This is a genomic window from Streptomyces sp. NPDC046349 (assembly GCF_055587885.1).
This window is the reverse complement of record NZ_JBVJFK010000007.1, coordinates 130,932-153,263: the sequence shown is the minus strand read 5'-3', so window position 1 is coordinate 153,263 and position 22,332 is coordinate 130,932. Positions and strand designations below refer to the sequence as shown.

At 73.7% G+C, this 22,332-nt stretch carries 20 protein-coding genes; 3 read left to right on the top strand and 17 right to left on the bottom strand.

Features of this window, described 5'->3' with window-relative positions; translation table 11 throughout:
* Positions 1-7: 7 nt before the first annotated feature.
* Together ACZ6JS_RS18070 and ACZ6JS_RS18065 are read right to left on the bottom strand one after the other, a co-directional pair.
* The gene (locus ACZ6JS_RS18070) at positions 8-1,126 is read right to left on the bottom strand and encodes a winged helix DNA-binding domain-containing protein (RefSeq protein ID WP_469299003.1); all 1,119 of its coding nucleotides are present in this window, start codon (positions 1,124-1,126) and stop codon (positions 8-10) included.
* A gap of 138 nt (positions 1,127-1,264) precedes the next feature.
* Positions 1,265-3,220, bottom strand: a complete 1,956-nt coding sequence (locus ACZ6JS_RS18065; RefSeq protein WP_469299001.1) for a M20/M25/M40 family metallo-hydrolase — start codon at positions 3,218-3,220, stop codon at positions 1,265-1,267.
* A 339-nt stretch (positions 3,221-3,559) separates the two neighbouring features.
* On the opposite strand from ACZ6JS_RS18065, the gene ACZ6JS_RS18060 reads away from it, so the two are divergent.
* The 3 genes from ACZ6JS_RS18060 to ACZ6JS_RS18050 all read left to right on the top strand — a co-directional run bounded on the left by ACZ6JS_RS18060 (position 3,560) and on the right by ACZ6JS_RS18050 (position 6,158).
* On the top strand, positions 3,560-5,260 hold the full coding sequence (locus tag ACZ6JS_RS18060; RefSeq protein WP_469298999.1) for a M4 family metallopeptidase: 1,701 nt from the start codon (positions 3,560-3,562) through the stop codon (positions 5,258-5,260).
* A gap of 150 nt (positions 5,261-5,410) precedes the next feature.
* Positions 5,411-5,794 (top strand): hypothetical protein, encoded by a 384-nt coding sequence (locus ACZ6JS_RS18055; RefSeq protein ID WP_469298997.1) that lies wholly within the window; start codon positions 5,411-5,413, stop codon positions 5,792-5,794.
* A 169-nt stretch (positions 5,795-5,963) separates the two neighbouring features.
* The gene (locus tag ACZ6JS_RS18050; RefSeq protein ID WP_469298995.1) at positions 5,964-6,158 is read left to right on the top strand and encodes a hypothetical protein; all 195 of its coding nucleotides are present in this window, start codon (positions 5,964-5,966) and stop codon (positions 6,156-6,158) included.
* A 479-nt stretch (positions 6,159-6,637) separates the two neighbouring features.
* On the opposite strand, the gene hypE is transcribed toward ACZ6JS_RS18050, so the two are convergent.
* From hypE to ACZ6JS_RS17975, 15 genes are all read right to left on the bottom strand, one after another.
* Entirely contained in the window at positions 6,638-7,627 is a 990-nt protein-coding gene (gene hypE, locus ACZ6JS_RS18045) for a hydrogenase expression/formation protein HypE (RefSeq protein WP_469299396.1), read from the bottom strand.
* 70 nt (positions 7,628-7,697) lie between these two features.
* Positions 7,698-8,840, bottom strand: a complete 1,143-nt coding sequence (gene hypD, locus ACZ6JS_RS18040; protein WP_469298993.1) for a hydrogenase formation protein HypD — start codon at positions 8,838-8,840, stop codon at positions 7,698-7,700.
* On the bottom strand, positions 8,837-9,196 hold the full coding sequence (locus ACZ6JS_RS18035; protein ID WP_469298992.1) for a HypC/HybG/HupF family hydrogenase formation chaperone: 360 nt from the start codon (positions 9,194-9,196) through the stop codon (positions 8,837-8,839). The genes hypD and ACZ6JS_RS18035 overlap by 4 nt, the downstream gene beginning before the upstream one ends.
* A complete protein-coding gene (gene hypF, locus ACZ6JS_RS18030) occupies positions 9,165-11,576 on the bottom strand; it encodes a carbamoyltransferase HypF (RefSeq protein ID WP_469298991.1) in 2,412 nt (803 codons plus the stop codon). Before hypF ends, ACZ6JS_RS18035 begins: the two co-directional genes overlap by 32 nt.
* Positions 11,576-12,484, bottom strand: a complete 909-nt coding sequence (gene hypB / locus ACZ6JS_RS18025) for a hydrogenase nickel incorporation protein HypB (protein WP_469298990.1) — start codon at positions 12,482-12,484, stop codon at positions 11,576-11,578. The genes hypF and hypB overlap by 1 nt, the downstream gene beginning before the upstream one ends.
* 3 nt (positions 12,485-12,487) lie before the next feature.
* Positions 12,488-12,883 carry a hydrogenase maturation nickel metallochaperone HypA/HybF gene (locus tag ACZ6JS_RS18020; RefSeq protein WP_469298988.1) on the bottom strand — a complete coding sequence of 132 codons (396 nt, stop codon included), beginning with the start codon at positions 12,881-12,883 and terminating at the stop codon, positions 12,488-12,490.
* Positions 12,884-12,998: 115 nt separating this feature from the next.
* Complete coding sequence (locus ACZ6JS_RS18015; RefSeq protein ID WP_469298986.1) at positions 12,999-13,106, bottom strand: DUF6893 family small protein; 108 nt, start codon at positions 13,104-13,106, stop codon at positions 12,999-13,001.
* Entirely contained in the window at positions 13,103-13,660 is a 558-nt protein-coding gene (locus tag ACZ6JS_RS18010) for a hydrogenase maturation protease (protein ID WP_469298984.1), read from the bottom strand. The genes ACZ6JS_RS18015 and ACZ6JS_RS18010 overlap by 4 nt, the downstream gene beginning before the upstream one ends.
* On the bottom strand, positions 13,657-15,075 hold the full coding sequence (locus ACZ6JS_RS18005; protein ID WP_469298983.1) for a hypothetical protein: 1,419 nt from the start codon (positions 15,073-15,075) through the stop codon (positions 13,657-13,659). The genes ACZ6JS_RS18010 and ACZ6JS_RS18005 overlap by 4 nt, the downstream gene beginning before the upstream one ends.
* Positions 15,072-15,773 (bottom strand): DUF6084 family protein, encoded by a 702-nt coding sequence (locus ACZ6JS_RS18000; RefSeq protein WP_469298981.1) that lies wholly within the window; start codon positions 15,771-15,773, stop codon positions 15,072-15,074. The genes ACZ6JS_RS18005 and ACZ6JS_RS18000 overlap by 4 nt, the downstream gene beginning before the upstream one ends.
* The gene (locus ACZ6JS_RS17995) at positions 15,770-16,432 is read right to left on the bottom strand and encodes a DUF5947 family protein (RefSeq protein ID WP_469298980.1); all 663 of its coding nucleotides are present in this window, start codon (positions 16,430-16,432) and stop codon (positions 15,770-15,772) included. The genes ACZ6JS_RS18000 and ACZ6JS_RS17995 overlap by 4 nt, the downstream gene beginning before the upstream one ends.
* Positions 16,429-16,956, bottom strand: a complete 528-nt coding sequence (locus ACZ6JS_RS17990; protein WP_469298978.1) for a hypothetical protein — start codon at positions 16,954-16,956, stop codon at positions 16,429-16,431. Before ACZ6JS_RS17990 ends, ACZ6JS_RS17995 begins: the two co-directional genes overlap by 4 nt.
* Positions 16,953-18,737 (bottom strand): nickel-dependent hydrogenase large subunit, encoded by a 1,785-nt coding sequence (locus ACZ6JS_RS17985; RefSeq protein WP_469298976.1) that lies wholly within the window; start codon positions 18,735-18,737, stop codon positions 16,953-16,955. The genes ACZ6JS_RS17990 and ACZ6JS_RS17985 overlap by 4 nt, the downstream gene beginning before the upstream one ends.
* 80 nt (positions 18,738-18,817) lie before the next feature.
* Positions 18,818-19,873, bottom strand: coding sequence for an NADH-quinone oxidoreductase subunit B family protein (locus ACZ6JS_RS17980; RefSeq protein WP_469298974.1), 1,056 nt, complete (start codon positions 19,871-19,873; stop codon positions 18,818-18,820).
* Between the two features lie 80 nt (positions 19,874-19,953).
* A complete protein-coding gene (locus ACZ6JS_RS17975) occupies positions 19,954-21,705 on the bottom strand; it encodes an enoyl-CoA hydratase-related protein (RefSeq protein WP_469298972.1) in 1,752 nt (583 codons plus the stop codon).
* Positions 21,706-22,332: the final 627 nt, after the last annotated feature.

The following is a 22,332-nucleotide window of genomic DNA, read 5'->3' as shown; positions in this document are numbered from 1 at the left end:
CCGCGGCTCAGCCGCGGATCGGCGCGAACCGTACGGACGGGGCGGGCCGGTCGCTCCCCTCGGGCAGACCGCCCATGTCGGCGATCAGCTTCTCCCCCTCGGCGACGATCTCCTCCTCGGTCGTCTTCGACACCCGGCCGAACAGTTCGACGGTGAGCACCGCGCCTTCCAGCCTCCACAGGCCGGCGAGGAACCCGTCGACGAGCAGGGTGCAGTGGGCCTGGTTCCCCGTCCAGCTGCGCCCCTTGACGTCCGGGGCGACCACCCGGGTCCGGTCGGCGTGCGACAGCAGGAGGTTGTCGAACTCCGGGAGGAAACGGGGCGGCGCCGGGGTGGCGGCGTGCGGCCGGGGGGCGTCGGGCAGGTCGAAGAGCTCCACGCCGTTCTCGTCGCGGAAGACGAGCAGCCCCGGCCGCAGCCGCTCGAAGGCCTCGCGCAGCCGGGTCAGCCCGGCCCAGGTCTGCATGTCCTTGACGGAGGCGGGCCCGAACGCGGCGAGGTAGCGCAGTACCACGTCGTCCACGGGCTGCGCCGCGCCGGCGGGCTCGCCGAGCCAGTTCTCGACGGTGGTGAGCCGTACCTGCCCGCTGCGGCCCCACACTCCGCGGGGCGTCACCTGGACCAGCGGCAGCCGGCAGCGCGCCGCGACGGACAGGGACTGCGGGTCGGCGTCGGGCCACTCCTCCAGCAGGTCCTCCCGGATCTCGGCCATGGTGCGCGGCGCACTGTCGACGAGGGCGCGGGTCCGGTCGGCCAGCCGGTCCAGGTCCACTCCCGCGAGGCCCTTGCGGAAGTAGTCGACCTCGCGGTCGCGGGCGGGCTGGACGAGGGGGCGCAGGGTGAGGGCGTCGTACGCGGTGTGGGTGTGGATGGTGGAGCGCATGGTGACCATTCGGACCACCTCGCGGGACTCCATCAGGCCGGCCAGTTCGGCGGGGTCGAAGCCGGCCAGGCGGGCGTGCAGCTGGAAGTAGGGCGGCTTGACGTTCTGCGCCTGCAGCCCGAGGAGGTGGGCGACGGCGTCCCGCGCGGGCATCTCGGCGCGGCTCAGCAGCAGCTGGCGGGCGAGCGTGGCACGGTTCAGCGCGCGGGTGTCGAGTACGGGATGTGTCGTCCTGGAGGCCATGACAGCAAGCTATCCGCCCTTGCGGACACCTACTGTCCGCAACTCGGCTCCGCAGGCCGGCCGGACCCCCCTGTCCGACCGGCTGCAAATGCCCCGCGAGTGCGCTCCCCGAAGCGACCGGCGGGGTGCTCGCCGCCGTCACAGGCCGGCGAAGGTCAGGGCCGTCGCGATGACCGAGCGGGCGACGGTCGCCGCGAACTCCGGGTTGTGGTCCTGGTCGAGGAGGGTGTCGCCCGGGGTGTGGTACTGCCGCGTCCCGGTGCCGGGGTCTCCGTCGGGCGTGGAGAACAGGTCCTCGGAGACGGCGACGGCCGCCCAGCCCCGCTCGTGGAAGCTCGCGTGGTCGCTGCGGCCCGCCGCCGGGTCGGCAGGGCCGGTGAGCTGCTGGACAACCACACCGGAGTCGATGACCGGCACCGTACGGGCGACGCGTTCGCCCAGCGCGTCGGACGCGCTCACGACCGGGCCCGGCACCAGCGATCCGGCGTGGATCTCGACGACGGGGCTGCTCCCCTGCTGCCGGCCCGCGATCATGTCCATCTGGAAGACCCCGGCGATGCGGTCGCCCGCCGCCGCGGCGGCCCGTGCGTAGAACTTGCTCCCGACCAGGCCCTGTTCCTCGGCGTTGAACAGCACGAAGCGCACGTTCCGGGTGGGCTCCCGGCCGGCGTCGAGCAGCCCTCTCAGGCACTCCGCCGCGGCCATGACGGCTGCCGTTCCGCTGCCGTCGTCGTCGGCTCCCGGCGCCGGGTCCACCGCTGGATCGTAGGGGCGCGGATCGCCGTCCGCGTCGACGAAGTCGCCGTTCGCCGCAGTGGAGTCCATGTGGGCGGTGATGAGTACGGTCGAGTCCGCGCCGGGGACGCTGTGCTCGGCCTCCACGTTCAGCAGCCGGTGCTCGCGCCACCGGAACGGGTGCAGTCGGACGGTCAGGCCGAGGTCCTCGAACCGGTGCGCCAGCGCCTCGACGACCCGCGCGTTGTCCTCGGCCGACGCGTCCCGGCTGCGCACCTTCAGCGGTCCGCCCTCCGCCAGCGGCTCGATGCCGGAGATGCGCGCCACGTGCCGGCTCAGCACCTCGGACGTCACGGCCTCACGGACCGCGGCGATCGTCTCCGGGGAGGGGAGGCCGTCCCCGGACGCCGCCGCCGTGAGGCGTCCGGGCGGGGCCTCGGTGCGGAAGCCGAGGAGCGCCGGGTCCGGTAGCAGCCGTTCGGTGTGTCCCGGCTTCGCGCCCGGCAGGTGCACCTCCTCCACGGGGGCCCCGGCGGGCGCGGCGAGGTAGACGCCCCCGGGCGCGGGCCCCAGCGAAGCGACCGGCAGGGCCGAGGTCGTCGCCGCCAGCTCGTCGGCGACGTAGCCGAAGACGGCCGTGGCGCGCAGCGCCGCCTCGACGTCCGGGCGAGATCCGGGCGGGGCGCCGGCGAACGCCTCGAAGGCTTCGACGGCCGGGAGCGGGCGGTTGTCGCGGAGGAGGAAGGCCGCCGTGTCCTCCACGCTTCCCCGCAAGTCGGTGGTGAATCCCCCCTGTTGGAGCGCTGTGACACCGCTCGTGCTCGCCATGGCGAGCACGAGCCGCGCGGAGGCGACATGCACCGGGACGACCTCCGCGGCGTTCGCGATCACCGCCAGGTCGGACAGCTCCCGCCCCTCGGGCAGCTCGATCCGCGTCCAGAAGACGGGACGGTTCTCCCAGGCCGCCAGGGCGAACACCGGGTGGGCCGCCGTGCGCATGCCCGCTTCCCGGGCGAACGCGCGCTCCTGGGGGTCCTCGCCGACGAAGACGCACGTGACGGGAGCCGAGCCGGGCGCCTGGACGCTCGCGACCGCCTCGTCGAAGGGGCTCCGGCTGCCCTTCGGCCCCCAGCGCACGAGGGCGTCGTCCGTGAAGCGGCCGGGGAACACCTGGTGCAGGGCTGCCGCCACGGTGGCCGGTGCCAGCGTTCCGGGGTCGGAGAGGATGCCCTTCGGGACCTCGCCGAGGGAGTCGAGGACGGCCATGACGCGCGGCCGGGGCCGGAGCGTCAGCGAGTCGTCGGCCGCCAGCAGGGCATCGGCCAGAGTGCCCCCCATGTCGAAGAAGAACACAGGCATCTGAAGTCCTCCGTGACCCGGGAGCCCGGGGGGCCGACGGCCACGCGCCCGGCCAACGGCCGGGCACGCTGCTCCGAGAACAGGCTCCCGACCCCTCCATCGTCGTCTTGCGGTGGCAGCCCCGCATCCCCGCATCCACGGCGGATGCCGTTGAACGGGGCACAGTTGAACCGGACACGGCTGTGGGAGCACCGTGCATCCCTCCGGGCTGCCCGGTTGCCGCCGGTGTCACCTGATGTGACGTTTGAGGGGAGCGCCGCGAGGGGGACGCGCGCGAACGGGAGGGGAAGCAGGAGGGGGGCCCAACCAGAAGCGCCACGAAGGGTCGTGTCATCAGTCATGTCACAACTCGAAAGCTTCCGCTATCACTTCACCGACGACCCGCAGGCGGACGGCGGGCCTCCAGGGCCCGAGTCGGTGCGCGGAGTGGGCGCCCCGGAGGGCGTCGAAGGGCCCCGCGGTTTCAACTCGGCGGAATCTGCCGCACGGTTCTACCTGGCCGAGAAGCTCGCCGTGCAGGAGTCACCGGCGCTGCGCGAGGCCGTCCGCGAGGACCGGCCCGAGCGGGTGCCCGATCTCGTCCTGAGCATGGAGCGCCGTCAGGCCGGTACGGGCACCACTCTGGTCCGCTTCGAGCAGACCCGGCAGGCGATCCCCGTCTTCGGCGCCGAGGTGCTGGTCGAGATCGACGAGGACCAGCGGCTGGTGTCGATGGACGGCAGGCTCGGCGAGGTGGCGGGCGTCGCCCCCGTGCCGGAGCTGTCGGGTACGGAGGCTCTGGAGCGGGTCAAGTCGGCGACCGGGAGCACGGTCGACGCCGCGGAGCTGCCGCCGCCCACCTTGACGTACATCAGCCGCGACGATCAATGGCACCTGGCCTGGCACCTGCGCGAGGTGCCGGCCCAACTGCCGGAGAACCGCCGTCAGGCCGGCCAGCGCGGCCACGGCCTCGGCGCGTCGCCGCGCGAGGCATTCCCGCTCACCGGATACCTCGTCGACGCGCACTCCGGCGAGATCCTCAAGTCCTACGGGATGTCCCCCACGATCACCGTACCGATCAGGCTGGAGGGCGAGGACGAGGTCAGCGCCCGGCAGCGGTTCCACGGCAGCCGACAGAACGGCTCCTTCCTCCTGCACGACCAGTGGCGGCAGATCGCCACCTACGACATGGACTTCGCGGACATCGACACCGCCCCGCCGCCGACCGCGGCGATCGGCTCGCCGCAGGCCGACTTCGGCGCCGGCCACCGGGCCGGGGTCTCGGCGCACGTCAATGCCGAGCGGGTGGAGAAGTACTACCGCGACCAGCTCTTCCGCAACGGCATCGACGACGCCGACATGGACCTGGTCTCCCTGGTCAACTGCACCTACCGCGAGGACGGACCGGGGCCCGAGTGGTTCAACGCCGTCTGGTTCAAGGGGCGGATGTGGTACGGCCAGGTGTCCGAGGGAGGCCGGCTGGTCAGCCTGGCCCGGCATCTCGACATCATCGGGCACGAGATGACCCACGGGGTGATCGAGACCTCCAGCAACCTGATCTACCAGGACCAGTCCGGCGCCCTGAACGAGTCGCTGTCGGACACGATGGGCGTCATCATCTCCAACTGGTACCAGGCGCCGGACCGCCACGACGTCGGCACCTGGAGCTGGGAGCTCGGGGCCGGGATGGGCGGCAACGGGAAACCGCTGCGCGACCTGAGCGATCCCACCCGGACCGGCGACCCCGACCACATGGACGACTATCTGGACACGACGCACGACAGCGGCGGGGTGCACACCAACAGCAACATCCACAACAAGGCGATGTTCAACCTGCTCACCTCGGTGGACGCGGCGGGCCGGCCGATCCTCAAGGTCGAGGAGTGGGCGCTGCTGATCTACCTCGCCCTGGTGCGGCTGCTGACCACGTCTGACTTCTCGGACATGCGACGCGCCCTGCGGGACGTCACCAGCACGTACCTCGTCGGCAACACCGCGCTGGAGTCCGCCGCCCGGGCTGCGATCGACGAGGCCTACGAGAAGGTGGGCATCCCCGCCTGAGCGTCCGCACCTGAGCCCCTGGGCCGGGCCGGTACGTCCGCTCGTCCGATGATGACGGTGTCCTGGACGCGCCGACCCGGCCGCCGTGCGCCCACAGGTGTGGGCGTGGCCTTCCCGGGGAGGCGCACCGTGGGAAGGCGGTGAGCGGTCATGGCGCGGGTGGAGGTGGACGGGGGCGAGGTCGTGGTGCGGCTGGGGGTGCGCGAGGGCCTGGCGGCGCGGCGGCGGAAGGTGCGCGTACCCGTGTCGGCGCTGCGTGGGGTGCGCATCGAGAGGAGCTGGTGGCGCGTACTGCGCGGCCGACCCGGTTCGGGCAGGTGGTCCCCGGGGCGGTGCAGCGGGGTCCGGGACAGGCCGTCCGGGGAGGACTTCGTCGCGGTGAAGGCCGAGAGCCCCGTGCTCTGCCTGGAGCTGGCCGAAGGGGCGCCCTTCGGCCGGGTCGCCGTCTCCGTCGACGATCCGGAGCGGACCGAGCGCGAGGTGCGCGCGGCCATGGCGTCCGGGGATGCCGGCAGCCGCCCGCGCGGAGAGTGATGCCACATCCACCATGGATCACTCGGGCAAAGTCCGGGAGCGAGGTGGCCGCCCCTGCTGCGCCGGCCGCCGAGGGTCACGACCGGGCGGGCCGGCCCCTGGTTCGGGCAGCGCCGGACGGGTAGCCCCAGGGTAGGGACCGGTACGCACGGAAGGAGTGTGAACGGTCATGGGCGGCGAGACGGGCAGCAAGCAGGAGCGGATCCGCGGGCGGTCGCCGGATCCGGACCGGATGAAGACGGGCGGCAGGCCGCGCACCCCCGACGAGATCGCGCACGAGCGGGGCCGGGAGGACGCGACGATGCGGGACGTGATGCGGGACCTGGACGAGCGGGACCTCGACGACATGCGGGACGACCGCTGACCCGCCCCACCCCCGGCGCCACCGCCGGATGGGCCGCCGCCCGGGCAGGCCATGGCCGGGCGGGGCACCGTCCTGGCTCCGCGCCGGCGAGACCAACCATGGCCGGTTGAGCCGGACGGCCGCCGCCGGGCGGAGCCGGGAGACGCCGCCGGGCGGACCGCCGCCGGGCCGCGGCCGGGCGTGCCTGCCTGGCAGAACCGCGTTGGGCACCCCCGGGCGGCTGCCGCGTCGGCCCTGGGACCGCCGCGGCGAGAGCGCGCGGGGTCAGCCGGCCGGCTGCCGCCGTCCGGAGCGACCCGGCCGGGGAGCCAGAAGGCTGCCGCCGGGCGGAACCGGGAGACGCCGCCGGGCGGACAGGTGGCCACCGGGCAAGCCCCGGCGAGACCGTGGCGGTCGGCCGGCCCGGCCGCCGCTGGCGGGACCGTGGCCGGGCGGGCGCCGCCGGGCAGGTCGTGTGCGGTCGGCTCCGCCGGGAGGCTTCAGCAGATGCGCGGCAGCTGCTCGCCGATCGGGAGGTCGACCACGCGGGTGCCGCCGAGGGCGGTACGGGCGACGACCAGGCCCGGGTGGGCGTCCACGGCCTCGCCGACGACCGTCGCGCCGCGGCCCAGCGGATGGGCGCGCATCGCGTCCAGTACGGCCTCGGCGTGTTCCCGCGGCACGAAGGCCACCAGCTTGCCCTCGTTCGCCACGTACAGCGGGTCGAGGCCGAGGATCGCGCAGGCGTTCGCGACGGCCGCGGGGACCGGGACGCTGCGCTCGTGGATCACGACGCCGGTGCCCGAGGCGGCCGCGATCTCGTTCAGGGAGGCGGCGAGGCCGCCCCGGGTGGGATCACGCAGGACGTGTAGGTCGGGGGTGACGGCGAGCATGCTCTGGACGAGACCGCCGAGGGCGGCGCAGTCGCTCTCGACGTCCACGCCGAACTCCAGGCCCTCCCGGACACTCATGATCGCCACCCCGTGGAGGCCGATCTCGCCGCTGACGATCACGACGTCGCCCGGTACGACCCGCTGCGGACGCAGGTCCACGCCGTCGGGGATGATCCCGATGCCGGCGGTGTTGACGTAGACGCCGTCGCCGTGGCCCGCCTCGACGACCTTGGTGTCGCCGGTGGCGATCTCCACGCCCGCCGCCCGTGCGGCGGCGCCCATGGCCTCGGCCACACGCGCCACGACCGACATCTCGACGCCCTCCTCCAGGATGAACCCGCAGGACAGGTACGCCGCGCGTGCTCCGCTCATCGCCAGGTCGTTGACGGTGCCGTTGACCGCCAGGTCGCCGATACCGCCGCCCGGGAAGAACAGCGGGCGCACCACGTAGGAGTCGGTGGAGAAGGCCAGCCGGACGCCCCCGAGGCGGACGGCCGCCGAGTCGCCCAGCTGGGCCAGCACGTCGCCGCCGAAGGCGGGGGCGAAGAGGTGCTGGACCAGCTCGGCGGAGAGTGCGCCGCCGCCGCCGTGGCCCATCACCACGCGCGGGCGGTCGCGCAGCGGGGCCGGGCAGGTCCAGCCCGTGATGTCGAGGGTGGTACCGGCGTCAGACAACGGGGCTCGCCTCCAGCGGGGTGGTCGCGGCGGCGGGAACGGTCCCCAGTTCGAGCCGCCGGTAGAGGTAGTACGCGGCGCAGGCCCCCTCGCTGGAGACCATCGTGGCGCCGAGCGGGCTACGCGGGGTGCACAGGGTGCCGAAGGCCTCGCACTCGTGCGGTTTGAGCAGTCCCTGGAGCACCTCGCCGCTGCGGCACTCGGCCGGCTCCCGGGTGTTGATGCCGCTGACCGAGAAGCGGTGTTCGGCGTCGAAGTCGCGGTAGCGCTCGGACAGCCGCCACCCGCTGTCGGGGATCACGCCGATACCGCGCCAGGCCCGGTCGGTGACCTCGAAGACGTCCTCCAGCATGGCCAGGGCCGCCGGGTTGCCCTCCGGGCGGACGGCGCGCGCGTAGGCGTTGTCGACGGTGTGCTCGCCGCGTTCCAGTTGCCGCACGGCCCGGCGTACGCCCTCCAGGATGTCCAACGGCTCGAATCCCGTCACCACGATGGGTACGCGGTGGCGCTCGGCCAGCTCCGGGTACTCACTCACGCCCATGACGCTGCACACGTGCCCGGCGGCGAGGAAGCCCTGGACGCGGCAACTCGGCGACCGCATGATCGCCTCGATCGCCGGGGGCACCCGGACGTGGGACACCAGCAGGCTGAAGTTGTGGATGCCGAGCTTCTTCGCCTGGTGGACCGTCATGGCGTTGGGCGGGGCGGTGGTCTCGAAGCCGATGCCGAAGAACACCACCTGGCGCTGCGGGTTCTCCTGGGCCACGCGCAGGGCGTCGAGCGGGGAGTAGACGACGCGTACGTCGCCGCCCTCGCTGCGCACCTGGAACAGGTCGCGGCCGGTGCCGGGCACCCGGAGCATGTCCCCGAAGGAGCAGAAGATCACGTCGGGGCGGGAGGCGATCTCCAGGGCCTTGTCGATGACCTCGAGCGGGGTGACGCACACCGGACAACCCGGGCCGTGAATCAACTCCACCTGATCCGGTAGGAGTTGATCGATTCCGTGCCGGATGATGGTGTGGGTCTGGCCGCCGCAGACCTCCATGAGGGCCCAGGGGCGGGTCACGGTGGCGTGGATGTCGTCGAGCAGCCGGCGCGCGAGGTCGGGATCCTGGAACTCTTCGATGTACTTCACGGCCGGCCTTCTTCCTGAACGCGCTGGGGTGCGGTGGTCTCGCCGGCGAACGGCCCGTCGGCGAAGGGCCAGGGCGAGTCGGCGCCGGACTGGGCGGCCGCCTGCTCCCACGGGTCGCCGAACTCCTCCTGGAGCATTCCGAGTTCCTCGAAGAGCGCCAGAGTCTGCCGGGCCGACTCCTCGTCGAGGCGCTGGAGGGCGAATCCCACGTGGACGATGGCGTACTCGCCCACCTGGAGGTCCGGCAGGTACTCCAGGCACACCTCCTTCTGCACGCCGCCGAAGTCGACGGTAGCCATGCGGGTGCCGTCCTTCTCCCCGATGTCAAGCACTCTGCCGGGTACCGCCAGGCACATGGGCTTCTCCTTGCTGTGGGTGGTACGGGTGGTGCGGGTGCTGCTCCGGGGTGGCGGCCGCCGCCACCATGAGCTGGCCGAGGGACAGGCCGCCGTCGTTCGGGGGGACCCGGCTGTGGCGCAGGACGGTGAACCCGCAGGCCCGCAGGGTGCGGGCGCAGGCGGAGGACAGCAGGGTGTTGGCGAAGACGCCGCCGGTCAGCGCGACGGTGTCCAGGCCGTGCTGTTCGCGTGCCAGTGCGCAGAGCCGGGCGACGAGGGCGGTGACGGCGGTGTGGAAGCCCGCGGCGATCCGCCCCGGGTCGGTCCCCGCGCGTACGTCGGCCACCACGGCCGCCAGCAGCGGCGCCGGGTCGGCGACCACCGGTCCGGCGGCGGGGTGCCGCGGGGCGCGCAGCCCGAAGGCGTAGTCGGGGCCGGCCGCGCCCGCGCCGAGGGCGGCGGCCTCGAGCTCGATGGCGGCCTGCGCCTCGTAGCCGGCATGGTGGCAGACGCCCGCGAGCGAGGAGACGGCGTCGAAGAGCCGCCCCATGCTGGAGGTCGGGACGCAGTTCAGGCCGCGCTCCAGCTGGCGTTCCAGTACGCGCAGTTCGTCCGGGGGGCAGGCGGCGACGCACGGCAGGTCCGGGGTGCGGGCCAGGCCGGCGGCCCGCAGATGGGCCAGGGCCATCCGGTACGGGCGGTGCACGGCCGCGTCACCGCCGGGCAGCGGGACGTAGCCGAGGTGGGCGAAGCGGGTGTAGCCCGCGTAGTCGGCGAGGAGGACCTCGCCGCCCCACACGGCGCCGTCGTCGCCGTAGCCGGTGCCGTCGAAGGCGACTCCGATCACCGGGTGCTCGCCGTCGAGGCCGTGCTCCGCGAGGGCGGAGGCGATGTGCGCGTGGTGGTGCTGCACGCGGACCAGCGGCCGGGATCCGGCGGTGCGCCGCGCCCACCGGGCGGAGCGGTAGCCCGGGTGCCGGTCGGCCGCGAGGAGTGCGGGGGTGACGCCGGTGATGGACTCCAGCTGCTGCTCGGCGCGTTCGAGGGCGTACTGGGTGGCGAGGTCGTCCATGTCGCCGATGTGGGCGGACAGCCAGGCCCGGCGTCCTTCACCGAGGCAGAAGGTGTTCTTCAGGTCGCCGCCGGCGGCGAGGGTCGCGGGAACGGGCAGGGGCAGCGTCATCGGGAGGGGGGCGTAGCCGCGGGCGCGTCGTACGGTCAGTGTCTCGCCGTCGCAGACGCGCACCACGGAGTCGTCGCACGGCACGTGGATGGGGCGGTCGTGGGTGAGCCAGGCGTCGGCGAGGCCGGCGAGCCGCTCCAGGGCCTCGTCGTCGTCGGTGACGATGGGCTCCCCGGCGAGGTTCCCGCTGGTCATGACGAGCAGGCGGGGGCCCGGCGGGTCACCGGGCAGGCCGAGCAGCAGGTGGTGGACCGGGGTGTACGGGAGCATCACGCCGAGGTCGGGACAGCGCGGGGCGACCCCTTCGGCGAGTACGCCGGGCGCGCCCCCGGGGTCCGCGGCGGCGCGGCGGCGCAGCAGCACGATGGGCCGCACACCGCCCTCGAGGAGGGCGCGCTCCTCGGGGCCGATGCGGGCGTACCGCCCGGCGTCGCGGATGTCCCGGGCCATCAGGGCGAAGGGCTTGTCGCCGCGGGCCTTGCGGCGGCGCAGTTCGGCGACGGCGCCGGCGTGCGTGGCGTCGCAGGCGAGGTGGTAGCCGCCGAGGCCCTTGACGGCGAGGATCGCCCCGGCCGCCAGGAGCCGGCGGGCCCCGGCGATCGGGTCCTCGTCCGGGGCAGCGCAGGGGGGCCGCCCGGTGAGCAGGGTCAGCCGGGGGCCGCAGGCCGGGCAGGCGACCGGCTGGGCGTGGAAGCGGCGGTCGGCGGGATCGCCGTACTCGTGGGCGCAGTCGGGGCACATGGGGAAGCGGGCCATGGTGGTGTGGTCGCGGTCGTAGGGCAGCCCGGTGACGATGGTGAACCGCGGCCCGCAGTGGGTGCAGGTGATGAACGGGTGCCGGTGGCGCCGGTCGGCCGGGTCCGCGAGCTCGGCGAGGCAGTCGGCGCAGGTGGCCACGTCCGGGGAGACGAGCGTCCGGGCGGGTCCGCCGGTCCGGGAGGCGATGATGGTGAATCCGCAGCCGCCCGCGACGGGCACCTCGTGGTGGTCCACCGCGTCGACGACGGCCAGCGGGGGTGCGTCCGCCGCGAGGTGCTCGCAGAACCGGGAGACGGCGGCCGGCGCGCCCTCGACCTCGGCGACGACGCCCTCGGGGGTGTTGGTGACGTGCCCGGCGAGGCCGAGCCCGGTCGCGCGCGTGTAGAGGTAGGGGCGGAAGCCGACGCCCTGGACCACGCCGCGGACGGTGACGCGGCGGCGCTGGACCGCCCCCATCAGCGGGGCTGCGCGGCGGGCTGGACGTGCGGGTGCAGGTGGCCGCGGTCCGGACCGCGGTCGCGGTCGCGGTCGCGGTCGCGGTCGGGGCGGTGATTGCCGTCGGGGCCGTGGGAGTGGCCGGGGCCGTGGTGGTGGTGATGGTGGCCGGACCCGTGCTCGTCATCGTGGCCGTGGCCGTGGCCGTGCGGGTGTCCGGGATCGTGGCTCTGCGCATGCTGCCGGCCGGCCATCACCGGGGTGTGGGTTCCGGTCCCGTCGCCGGCCGCCAGCGCCCGGTCCAGCAGGAGGCCGATGCCCTCGCCCCTGCGGGCCGAGGTCATGACGATCTCCACTCCGGGGTTGACGCGTTCGACGTTGGCGCGGAAGGCGGCCTCGTCGAACTCGACGGCCTGCGCGATGTCGGTCTTGGTGACGACCACCAGCTGCGCCAGCCCGAAGGCGGTCGGGTACTTCAGCGGCTTGTCCTCGCCCTCGGTCACCGAGGCAAGCACCACCCGCAGCGACTCCCCCAGGTCGTAGCTCGCCGGGCAGACCAGGTTGCCCACGTTCTCGACGAAGAGGATCCGGGTGTCCTCGGGCAGCCAGCCGTCCAGGTGACGGCCGAGCATCCCGGCCTCCAGGTGGCACAGCCCGTCCGTGAGCACCTGCTTGACGGGGGCGCCCGAACGGGCCAGCCGCAGCGCGTCGTTCTCGGTGGCAAGGTCCGCGGTGAGTGCGGCGACCGGCACCGATCGTTCGCGTGCCAGGAGCAGTTCGCGCTCCAGGAGCTCCGTCTTGCCGCTGCCGGGGCTGGAGAGCAGGTTGACCACCGTCGTACCGCGGGCGGTGAGTCCGGTGCGCAGGGCCCGGGCGGCATCGTCGTTCTTGGCGAGCACCGCCTGCCGCAGATCGACCACTCGGCACATGGTTCAGGCCTCCTCGGGAATCGGTTCGCGGGTTCGGGCACCGGCGGGGCCGTCCTCCCAGCGGACGCTGAGGATCTCCAGCTCGCGGCCCGACAGCAGTTCCACGTCCGTGGCCCTGCCGCATCCGGGACAGCACAGCTCGGGGGGCATCCCCACGGCCCAGGTGCCGGGGCAGCTCGCGCAGCGGGCGCGGGCGGCCACGGATTCGGTGGTGAGCTCGGCGCCGTCGAGAACCGTTCCGGCACAGGCCAGTTCGAAGCAGAACGCCAGCGCGTCGGGTACCACCCCCGCCAGCTCGCCCACCCGGAGCCGTACGGACGTGACGGCGTGCGCGCCGGCCACCCCGGCGGCTTCTTCCACCTGGCCCACGACGGCCATGGCAATCGACATCTCGTGCATCGGACTCCGTCCTGCCGGGGCTCATTAGACCGGCGGGGCGGAGGTGCGGCGGGCGGGCACGCCGGTGCGCCGCACCCCCGTACGCCGTTCGGCGGGGGGCGCGGCGGCAGCGTCGTCACATCCTGCGCATGCGCAGGTAACGCCTGAGGTCGGGAAAGACCTGGACCACGACGACGGTGACGAGGGCAGCGGCAGCGGCTCCGCCGATGACGGCCTTCTTCATGGGGTTCTCCTCAGTTCGCGGCGGGGTGCGCCCGCTTCGTCGGGGGCCGGGGGGTCGAGCAGGTCGAGGGCCATGCGGACGGCCTCCGGTACGGCGGCGGCCACGGGTGCGCTCAGTCCGATGCCCTCCTCGACGCAGGCCGGCTCGCAGCCGAGGACCAGCGTGCGCCGCGGAGCGGTGGCGCCGGTCCCGGCGCACAGGGTGTCCAGGAGGGCGAGGACGGTGTCGGGCGACATGTGGTGGCCGTCGAGCACGGGTCCTTCACCGGGCATCGCGTCCGGCCCGGCCGGGGTCTGTGCACCGGCTTCCGCCTGCGCCTCGATGAGGTAGAGCGTGCCCGGTTCGCCGCCGCGGGCGGTGGCGTCGACCAGTACGAGCGTGTCGTAGCCGTCGAGGAGCTGGTAGGCGAGGTGGACCCCGCGCACGCCGAAGTCCACCACCTCGACCCCGTCGGGCAGCGGGCGTGCGGCCAGGGCCCGGACGGTCTCCACGCCGAAGCCGTCGTCGCCGAGGAAGACGTTGCCGATGCCCGCGATCAGGACCTTGGGGTTCACGCGTCCTCCAGCAGGGCGACCTCGTCGGGCTGGAAGTAGAGGAAGCGGCCCTGTTCCCGGCGGATGTCCGCGCCGGGGTCGTCCTCCACGGTGACGGCGAGGTGCACTCCCCCGTCGACGTCGTGCAGGACGGCCTCGACCAGCGCGGTGCGGCCGTGGAGGAAAAGGTCCTGGGCATCGGTGCGGCGCGGTCCCGGGCGGAGCAGGACGCGGCTGCCGGGGCCTACGGGGGCGCCGTCGACGGTGACACGGTCCCGGGCCGGGTCGGCGGTGTCCGCGCCGGCCGGGTCCCACCAGGGGGTGTCCGGCCTGAACACCGCTTCCTCGTCGGGCACTTCGTAGATCTGCTCCGGCCCTTCCGAGCCGGTGACCTCCCGCAGGGAGCGCACCGCGCCGTGCAGCCGTTCCAGTACCTCGGGGGGCAGGGAGTCGGCGAGGTCGATGACGGCGGCCGCCCGGGCGTCGGTGCCGCGCGCCTCGCGCTTCTCCTGGTCGGTCAGCGCCGCCGTGCGCAGGGCGAGGATCTCGTCGATCTCGGTGGCGTCGTACATGGCGCCCGCGCTCTCGGGGGCGATGGCCGGGTGGTCCTCCAGGATGATCGGTGAGGACAGGACCACGTCGGCGCGGCCCGCTTCGCCGGCGAGCACCGGCCAGGTGTTGCGGTTCTCGCAGGCGGCGACGGCCTCCCGGGCCCATTCGGGCGGGTCGGTCATCGACAGGAAGGACCCGGAGTCGAGGCCCAGCAGGAGGTGCGCGGCGACCAGCGAGCGGGGCAGGGCCGCCTCCCGGTCGGCGCCGGATCCGACCGCGGGGGTCCACGGGCTGGTGTTCTCCACGACGGCCGTGAGTCGGAAGACCCGGTAGGCGCCGTCGAGTTCCACGGCCCGCAGCCGCAGGACGCCCTCGATCCCCTCGGTACGCCGCACCAGGCGGCCCGCCGTCCGCCCGTCGGTGCCGAGGACGTCCTCGACATCGTCCCGCGGGGGCCGGGCGAACGGCACGGTGACGCCGTCACCAGTCAACTCGGCTACGGGCACGACGAGTTCGACGCGTTCCTCGGCGCCCTCGTCCCAGGGGACGAGGACCCGGTCGGCGAGGTGCAGCTCGTCGACGTCGGCGAAGCCGCCGCCGTCCAGCGCCTGCTGGACGGTACGCCGCTGCGCGTGCAGGAAGCGCAGCTCCAGGGCGAGCTTCGCGTCGCCCTTCGGCTCCATCAGGATCTCGGTCCGCTGGAAGGCGTGCTCGCCGTGGGCCGGGCCCCATGCCGGGGGTACGAGGACCCCGAACTGCCATCGCATCCGGTTCTTGGCGGCGGAGGCCCGGTACGGGTAGAGCACGTACCCCTCGAGGAGGACGGCGTCGGCCACCTGCCGGGCGGCGGCGAAGCGGGCGTCCGCGGTGGTGGTCGCGGTCACGGGGCCGTCCTCTCGGTGAGGCGCGGACGCAGCGCACCCAGCCGGACGGCCCCGGGCGGGGGCGGCTGCGCGGGGTCGGCCGAGTCCAGCAGGGCGCGTACGGTCGCCTCCCAGGAGGCGAGCGCGTGGCGGGAGCGGTAGGCGAGCAGCTCGGCCATCATGTCCGCGGGCAAGCGGAGCCAGCCGCAGCCGGGGAAGTGCTGCTCGACCATCTCGCGCCAGACGGCAACGGGCATCCGGTACGCGGCTTCGCGGTCCCAGGGGACCGGCTCGACCCGGAAGCCGGCGTCGCCGGTGAAGGCGGTGCCCGAGAACAGCATCAGCAGGGGTACTTCGCCGTCCTGGAGGGCTTCGAAATACCGGGTCGCGGCGATGTCCATGTCGTAGGTGCAGGGCACGACCAGGTCCGTCTCGGTCTCCCCGGTGAAGCCGGGCACCATCACCGGCACCTGGGCGAACTGCACGGGCTGGAGTGTGGTTCCCCACCGGGAGCGTTCGCCGAACAGGTCGGCGAGGCCCTCGGCCTCGGCGGGGCCGTAGCCGCGCCGGGCCGGTTCGATGCGGATCTGGCAGCGCAGGGCGAGGGCGTGCACGCGGGTGTCGGGGTCGGCGGTGACGCGCAGCCGGAACACGAGGGTGGGGCCGGCGGCATACGGGTCGGCCCGGACCCCGGTGCAGGTGAAGCCGAAGCCCGTCATGTCCGGTCCCCCGCGGGGGCTGCGGGTGCCACGGGCCTGGCCCGCCGTTCGACGTCGTCGAAGAAGGCGCCGAGCGCGGCCCGGGCCTCGGCTCCTCCGTCGAAGCCCTGCCACAGCATCCGCATCCGGCCGACGAGTTCGTAGCACGCGTCGATCGGCACGAGGTAGCAGCCGGAGCGGCCTTCCCAGCGGTGCACGAGCAGGGCTTCCGTGTCGGGTTCGAGCAGGGCGGCCAGCGGGCCGCCGTCGAGGACCTGCTGCCAGGTCCGGGGATCGAGTTCGCTTTCGGTCGCTCCGGCCGGGCTGGGGTAGAGCGCGACCAGCCGGTCCAGTGCGGCGTTGCGGAAGAAGAAGGCGACGCCGACGGGGATCTGGAGCCGTTCCCACACCCCGGGGTCGAGCCGGTGGTCCGGGTCGGCCAGGTAGCGGTCGGGGACGGCCCGGTAGCGGCCGGTCCGGGTGCCGGGCCGGTCGAACAGCAGCGAGCAGGCGGTGCAGGCGCAGACCAGCGTCCGCTTCTCGGTCTCCACCAGGTGGCGGTGCCCCTCCGGGGACACCGCCACCCCGCACAGCTCGCAGGTCTCGGGCTTCGGCGGGCGCGGGCCGGCGAACCGGCGCAGCCCGCGCGGGCCCCCCGTACGCAGGGCGGGCCCGCTCACGGAACCCGCGCCGGGTCGTGCGGCCGGGTGCCGATCTGCAGGAGCGCGGGCTGCGGGGCCGGTGCGGGCTCCATGTCCACGCTCGTCACCTCGGGGGCGAAGCAGGTCAGGGCGTCCTCGAGCGCCCGCCGGGCGGTTTCCGCCCCGCCGGGGCCGCAGCCGCAGCCGGTGGGTGCGGCCGCGGGGCGCAGCCGCAGGACTCCGGTGGCCTCGTCGAAGCCGAGCAGCTCCACCGGGTCGGCCGCGCCGGCCAGGGCGCGGGCGATCCGGGTGTGCACGTCCTCGGGGTGCAGGCCGTGCAGCGAGAGCAGGCTCGCCACGAGCTCGTCGTCCGCGGCCGCGGCCAGCGGACCGTCCCCCAGCTTCTGCGCGATCCGGGCGAGCCCGGCACCGTAGAACTCCATGAGCACCCGCACCAGTTCCTCGGCGGCCTCGCACGCCTGGCGGTCGCCGGTGGCGGCCAGCCCGTCGAGGACCTCCTCGACGCGGCGGCCCGCCTCGCGGGCGTCGACGGCCGCGCTCATCCGCCCAGTCCGCTCAGGCCGGTGGGGACGTGCATCGTCTTCACGGTTTTGCCGCCGCCGACGTACATGTGGACGCCGCAGGGCAGGCAGGGGTCGAAGCTGCGCACGGCGCGCATGATGTCGATGCCCTTGAAGTTCTCCGGGGTGTTCTCCTCGAAGATCGGGGTGTTCTGCACGGCGTCCTCGTACGGTCCGGGCGTGCCGAACGTGTCACGGGTGCTGGCGTTCCACGGTGTCGGCGGGTACGGGTGGTAGTTGGCGATCTTGCCGTCGCGGATCACCATGTGGTGCGAGAGGACGCCTCGTACGGCCTCGGTGAAGCCGACGCCGATGGACTCGTCCGGCACCTCGAACTTCTCCCAGGTCTGGGTGCGTCCGGCGCGGACCTCGGCGAGGCCCATCTCGGCGCAGTGCAGGGCGATGGCGGCCGCGTACGCCTGGAAGTACGTGCGGGCGCGGTTGCGCTCCAGCGCGTTGCTCCACTTCGGGATCTTCCACTCGAAGCGGGTCTCGGGCTTGGTCATCGTGCGGGGCAGGTTGATGACGACGCTGTGCCCGGTGGCCTTGACGTAGCCGACGTCGACGAGGCCGGAGAGGGCCGTGGACCACAGTCGGGCGATGGGGCCGCCGCCGGTGTCGAGGGCGAGGTGGTCCTTGCCGTCGAACCAGCGGGGCGACATGACCCAGCTGTACTTGTCGTCGAAGTTGCGCTTCTGCGGGGCCGGGATGGTGTGCTGGTTCCACGGGTGGCGGGGGTCGACCGGGTTGCCGAGCGGGTCGTGCGTGACGAACTGCTCCTTGCCCTCCCAGTCGTCGTAGTACGAGCTGCCGAGCAGGATGCGGATGCCCAGGTTGATCTGCGTCAGGTCGTTGGTGACCAGCTTGCCGTCGACGACGACGCCCGGGGTGACGAACATCTTCCGTCCCCAGTCGGTCATGTTGGCGTAGGTGAAGTCGCAGTGCTCGGGGTCGTTGAGCGCGCCCCAGCAGCCCAGCAGCACCCGGCGGCGGCCGACCTCCTCGTAGCCGGGCAGGGCTTCGTAGAAGAAGTCGAAGAGGTCGTCGTGGAGCGGGACGACGCGCTTCATGAACTCGACGTACCGCATGAGGCGGCTCATGTAGTCCGTGAAGAGCTGGACGGAGGCGACGGTGCCGACGCCGCCCGGGTAGAGGGTGGAGGGGTGCACATGGCGCCCCTCCATCAGACAGAACATCTCGCGCGTGTACCGGCTGACCTGGAGGGCCTCGCGGTAGAACTCGCCCTCGATGGGGTTGAGGGAGCGCATGATGTCGGCGATGGTGCGGTAGCCGTGGTCCCCCGCGTGCGGGGCCTCGGTGCGCTCGGCCAGCTCCAGGACGCCGGGGTTGGTCTCGCGGACCATCTTCTCGCAGTAGTCGACCCCTACCAGGTTCTCCTGGAAGATGTTGTGGTCGAACATGTACTCCGCGGACTCGCCCAGGTTGATGATCCACTCGCCGAGGTGCGGCGGCTTCACCCCGTAGGCCATGTTCTGCGCGTAGACGGAACAGGTGGCGTGGTTGTCGCCGCAGATCCCGCAGATGCGGCTGGTGATGAAGTGCGCGTCGCGGGGGTCCTTTCCGCGCATGAAGACGCTGTAGCCGCGGAAGACCGACGAGGTGCTGTAGCACTCCGCGACGCGCTTCTGCTTGAAGTCGATCTTCGTGTGGATGCCGAGGCTGCCGACGATCCGGGTGATCGGATCCCAGGCCATCTCCACCAGGCCGCTGCCGTCACCGGCCGCCTTCGTGTTCGGTGCCATCGTTTCTGCCGTGACCCTTCTTCGTGCGTGCGGGGCGTTCTGGGCGTTGTCTGCCGGGGGGGGCGGGAGGAACGGGGCCGTCACCAGGGCGGGCGGTAGCCCGTGGTCAGGCTCCGGCCGGTGCGGCGCCACTTCGGCTCCTCGTCCACGGTGTGGGCGGTGACCGAGCGGAGCTTGCGGACCAGCGCCCCGTACGCCCCGCTCGCGGTGGCGGAGACCTTCGCGCCGGGGGGCTCGTCCATGAAGGGCATGAACTTGTCGGGGAACCCGGGCATGGTGCAGGCGATGCAGATGCCTCCGACGTTGGGGCAGCCGCCGATGCCGTTCATCCAGCCGCGCTTGGGGACGTTGCACTTCACGACGGGACCCCAGCAGCCCAGCTTGACCAGGCACTTCGGGGAGTCGTAGGTGTGGGCGAACTGGCCCTGCTCGTAGTAGCCGGCGCGGTCGCAGCCCTCGTGCACGGTCGCGCCGAACAGCCAGGTGGGGCGCAGCTTGTCGTCGAGGGGGATCATCGGGGCCGATCCCGCCGCCTGGTAGAGCAGGTAGGTCAGGGTCTCGGAGAAGTTGTCCGGCTGGATCGGACAGCCGGGCACGCACACGATGGGGATGCCGGCCTGCGACTTCCAGTCCCAGCCCAGGTAGTCGGGCACGCCCATGGCACCGGTCGGGTTGCCCTCCATCGCGTGGATTCCGCCGTACGTGGCGCAGGTGCCGATGGCGACGACGGCGAGGGCCTTGGGGGCCAGCCGGTCGATCCACTCGCTGGTGGTGATGGGCTGGCCGGTCGCCGGATCGTCGCCGAATCCGCACCAGTAGCCCTCGGGCTTGATCGACTCGTTGGGGATCGAGCCCTCGACGACGAGGACGAACGGGTCGATCTCGCCGCGCTCGCCCTTGAAGAACCACTCGATGAACGTGTCCGCGCCCCCGACGGGGCCGCATTCGAAGTCGATCAGGGGCCAGTGCACGGCGATCTTGGGGAGACCCGGCAGGGTGCCGGTGACGATCTCCTCGATGCTCGGCTGCATCGCCGCCGTCAGGGACACGGAGTCGCCGTCGCAGCTCAGACCCGCGTTGATCCAGAGGATGTGGATCACGGGGTCTTCGACCGGGTCCTTCGTCACTGCGGCCATGCGCTGCCTCCTCGGGGAGGGGATCAGGGTGTGAGAGGGGTGGGGCGGGGAGGCCGGATGCCTCGGCTCCACGTTTCTTGCTAACAGCTGCCGGGGCCGGGCGCCTCGTCTGGTGCGGCCAGTCCAGTGACGCCGCGGCGGTCGGCGGCCGGGCGGACGAGATGCGGCCCGGTCGCGCTCGGGCGTTCCTTGCGGACGAAGGCGCGGCGCAGGGCGTGGTAGGGAGCGTGCGGGTCGGAGAAGGTCCGCCGCATCCGCGCCAGCTCGGCCTCCCGGTGGTCGGCCAGCGGGCGCCGTGCCTCGTCGCGCTCGCGTGCGGCCTTCTTCGCGGCGATCCGGGACACGGTGGCCGGGAGGGCGGCGAGACGGACCGCGAGGCGCTGCGTCTCGCGGGGGAAGTCCTCGGGCGCGCAGGGGACCGTACGGTCGGCCAGGCCGATGCGCTGCGCGGCGGCGGCCCCCAGCGGCAGGGCCTCGGCGGTGAGCCGGTCCGCAAGGGTGGCCCCGACGCGTCGGGGCAGGGTGTACGTCCAGTACTCGGAGCCGTACAGCCCCATCAGGCGGTAGTGGGGGTTCAGGACGACGCCTGAGCGGCACCAGACCTCGTCGGCGGCGAGGGCGAGCATGGCCCCGCCGGCGGCGGCGTTGCCCCCGAGGGCGCTGACCACGAGGCGGTCGGTGGTCGTCAGCACCGCCTCGACCAGGTCGTCCATGGCGTTGATGTTGGCCCAGGACTCCTCGGCGGGGTCCGCGGCGGCCTCGATGACGCCCAAGTGGATGCCGTTGGAGAAGAAGTCGCGGCATCCGCCCAGGACCAGGACGGAGGTGGGGCGGGTGCAGGCCGTCCGGTACGCGTCGAGCAGGCGGCGGCAGTGCGCGGTGCTCATGGCGCCGCCGGGGAAGGAGAACGTCAGGAAGCCTGCCTGCCCCTCCTCGTGGTAGCCGATGTCGGACCAGGCGGGGCGGTAGGGGCCGGCGTCGGGCGGTGGGGGCAGTTCCGGCAGCGGGGGCAGCCGGTCGAGCCGGTCAGCGAGGGCGAGCGTCGCGGGCAGCCGGGGCGTGGCGGGGCGGCCCGGCACCCGGGGCGCGCGCAGCTCGGGGATCCACACGGCCCCGTCGGCCGTGGCCCGGCAGACCGCGCCGGCCCGGGTGGCGAGGAGTTCGCCGGGGCGGCCGCGCAGGCCGTCCTCGCGGTGGCCGCCGTGCAGGTACCAGTCGGCGCCGAGCAGGTGGTCGCGTACGCCGGGCTGCGAGTCGGCGGCGCGCAGGACGCGCAGGACGCGCTCGGTGCCGTCCGCCGCCCAGTCGATCCGCCGGTCGTCCTGGCGCACGAGCGGGCGGGCCCGGCCGCCGGTCTGGGGACGCGGGACGTACGCGCCGGAGGCGAAGCGCTCCACGGCGAGCAGGACGGCCTCCAGCGCCGCGTCGGCGATCTCGCCGCGGTAGAGGTCGCTCTTGCCGACGGGGGGCACCGGGCAGTCGGCGGCGGCCCACACGTCCCCGGCGTCCATCTCGGCGTTGGCCTGGAGGACCGTGACCCCCCAACGGGTCTCGCCGTCCTGGACGGCGTGGTCGAGGGAGGAGGGGCCGCGGTCCCCGACCGGTCCCGGGTGGACGACGAGGCAGGGGTACGCGGCCCAGACGTCTTCCGGAATGGCGGTGCGGAGCATCGGCGCGAGGACGAGGTCGGGGTCGTGGCGCCGCACGGTGTCGGCCAGCGGGACGTCGGGCAGGGCCAGTTCGACCGCCACCCGGTGGCCGTGGTCGCGCAGCTCGGCGTGGACTCGCTGGGTGAGGCTGTTGAACGCGCTCGCGACGAGCAGGACGTACACGTGGTCTCCCGGCGGCGGCCCGAAGGCACCGCGTCCCGGTGCCCGGCCTGATCGGCGGCTGGTGACCGGAGCACGACCGGCCGCCTGCGATGTTCGTCCCCGTGGGGCGGGGGGTGGCCGAAGCGGAGCGGTGATGTCACCCGAAAGCGCCGGGGGGCACGGCCGCTCGGCCCATGCCCGTGCCCTGGCCGGGCTGTGCGGGGCCCCTGCGCGGGGAGCGGGACGGGGCGGGCCGGGCGGGCCCCTTCGCAGGGAGCGGGACGGGGCGGGATCCGGGCTCGGTGCGGGCCCCTTCGCAGGGAGCGGGACGGGGCGGGATCCGGGCTCGCGTTCGGGTCGGTCGCGGGGCCGCGCAGGGGTGTCTCCTCGGCTCGGCGCGCCCGCCGTCACGGCTGTGAGCCGTGGTCGCGCACTCGTCCTGCGGGGACACCCCTCCCCGTCCCCGCGCCACAGGCGCGAGCCCGGTTCCGCAAGGCAACCCCGGCCGGGGCGGCCCGGCCCGCCGGGCGGGATCCGGGCCGGTGCGGGCAGGTCGCGGGGCCGCGCAGGGGTGTCTCCTCGGCTCGGCGCGCCCGCCGTCACGGCTGTGAGCCGTGGTCGCGCACTCGTCCTGCGGGGACACCCCTC